Origin of the sequence: Vibrio sp. 10N.222.48.A3, from assembly GCF_041475345.1 — a bacterium.
In the GTDB taxonomy this organism is placed as follows: Bacteria; Pseudomonadota; Gammaproteobacteria; order Enterobacterales; family Vibrionaceae; genus Vibrio; species Vibrio tasmaniensis_A.
In genome coordinates this window covers 1-2,306 of record NZ_JBFRVX010001270.1, presented here as the reverse complement: position 1 = coordinate 2,306, position 2,306 = coordinate 1, and the positions used below count along the sequence as shown (strand labels likewise).

Here is a 2,306-nt window from a genome sequence, read left to right as displayed (position 1 = left end):
AAATTAGAGCGCGCTGCACGACATTATCCAGTTCACGCACATTTCCCGGCCACGGATAATTGACGAGTTTACTAATGGCTTGCTCAGACAGAACAGGAACAGGCATTCCTAGTTTGGTGCAATGACGTTCCACCAAATGTTTCGCAAGCGGCGCAATATCACCTTTACGTTCACACAGCGCTGGCCAAGTAATTGGAAATACATTCAGTCGGTAGTATAAATCTTCACGGAAATTCCCTTCAGAAACATACTGTTTTAGGTCGCGGTTACTGGTTGCTAGAACACGGACATCCAATTTGATGCTCTTGCGGCTACCAAGACGTTCAACTTCGCGCTCCTGCAATACGCGCAATAGTTTCGCTTGTAGGCTAAGATCCATTTCACTGATCTCATCCAACAAAATAGTACCACCTTGAGCTTGTTCAAATTTACCAGGGCAAGCTTGAATCGCACCGGTAAACGCACCTTTATCGTAGCCAAACAGTGTCGCTTCCAACATGTTATCTGGAATCGCGGCACAGTTAATCGCAACAAACGGACCGTCTTTACGGCTCGAAGCGTTATGAATATAGCGAGACATGACCTCTTTACCAGAACCACTTGGCCCTAGCACCATCACGTTGGCATCGGTTTTAGCCACCTTGTCAGCCAGCATCATTAGTTTGATACTTTTCTCATCGGCAACGATAGCATCGCCATTGTCATCCGACTTTACGGGAGCGTAACGGCTCACCATGTTTAACAGCACTTCTGGAGCAAATGGCTTTGCCATGTAATCGATAGCGCCTTCTTTCATTGCCGCGACCGCATCTTCAATGTTGGCATAGGCCGTCATCAATAGAACCGGAAGATTTGGCCAATGCTGCTTGATGTTTCTTAGCAATGCTAAACCGCCCATACCGGCCATCTGTACATCAGAGACCACGATATCAACAGAGTTTGATTTCAATTTTACCAGAGCATCTTCCGCACAATCCGCTTCCAGCCATTCGTAACCAGCAAGCGCGAGTGTATCGACAAGGGCTTCGCGTAGACCTTCATCATCTTCGACGATTAACACTTTGCTTTGAGCCATAGGATTCTCCAGTGTAAATTCAGTTAAAACTTATTAGTCTTCAGAAGAAGAGCTTCTTTCCAACGGTAGACACATGGTAAAGCATGCGCCGTCACCCTCTTCTGATATCAATTCCAGTCGACCTTCATGTGCTCGGCATACCATTTGTACAACCGCTAAACCTAGACCTGTGCCTTGAGAACGAGTGGTAAAGAAAGGTTCCATAATCTTACCTTGTAGTTCTTTAGGCACTCCGGGGCCACTGTCTTGCACTGATATCTTAAGTTCACCGTTTACGGGTCTAAAAAACACATCAATCTGCGATTTCTTGCCAGCAATTTGAACCGCGTTCAAAACTAGGTTACTTAAAGCAGAAGCGATAGCATTGGCGTTGCCAAACATTTGAGTCTTTTCATCTTCAACTTCCTGACAATAATCAATCTGGTTGCTTTTTAACGCAGCCTCCACCATAGGATGAAACTCAATGATGAGTTCCGCGATGGTGAATGGCTTAACCACCTTGTTGTCGCCACCTTTGGCAAACAACAGCATGTCATTCACTTGTTTCTCTAAATCATGCAACCTATCCATCAGCTTAGATTGAAAACGCGTTTTTGTTGCCGGCGGCAAATTTGGCGCGGCAAGGTTTGATGCATACAGCATCGCACTAGAAAGCGGCGTGCGAACCTGATGGGCAAGCGAAGCGACCATTCTTCCGAGTGAAGATAAACGCTGAAGATCGCTCACACGAGACTGCAGTAGGCGGGTTTCTGTCAGGTCTGTAATCAAAATAAGCTGACCTGTAGTCGAGGCTGAAATCGCTAAGCGCACTTTTCGCCCATTCTTCAATGAGATCTCATGCCCATCATCGTCCCTTGGTTCAAAGGCATTTTGTATTACCGAAAACCATTTCTCGCCAACCAACTCAACCCCGAGAATACGGTGTGCTTCAGGATTCGCTTCTCTCACTTCACCATGTGTATCTAACAAGATGACCCCCGCAGGCATAACATCGAGCACTTGCTTATAGCGCTCAACCTGTTGCTCAACAGAATCTAGATGTGATTGATTTTCTGGTTCGTTAGATAGGTGCATGTCAAAAATTTGCCTCAAATACTAAAACAGCCTGACATGTACAACACAAGTCAGGCTATTTGCTATATTTATCACATAGTTAAGCAAGCAACAACTCGACTATGGTTTATCTGTTCGTTTAGCTAAAGTTGCCAAAAAGCTAAAATGCTAAAATGCT

General features: G+C 45.3%; 2 protein-coding genes. Both read right to left on the bottom strand.

The window, feature by feature from the left end; translation table 11 throughout:
* Positions 1-1,075: sigma-54-dependent transcriptional regulator (locus AB4653_RS25605; protein WP_372105629.1), on the bottom strand; the 1,075-nt coding region annotated here is incomplete at its 3' end.
* Between the two features lie 33 nt (positions 1,076-1,108).
* Positions 1,109-2,149 carry a PAS domain-containing sensor histidine kinase gene (locus tag AB4653_RS25600; RefSeq protein WP_009848556.1) on the bottom strand — a complete coding sequence of 347 codons (1,041 nt, stop codon included), beginning with the start codon at positions 2,147-2,149 and terminating at the stop codon, positions 1,109-1,111.
* Between the last annotated feature and the right edge of the window lie 157 nt (positions 2,150-2,306).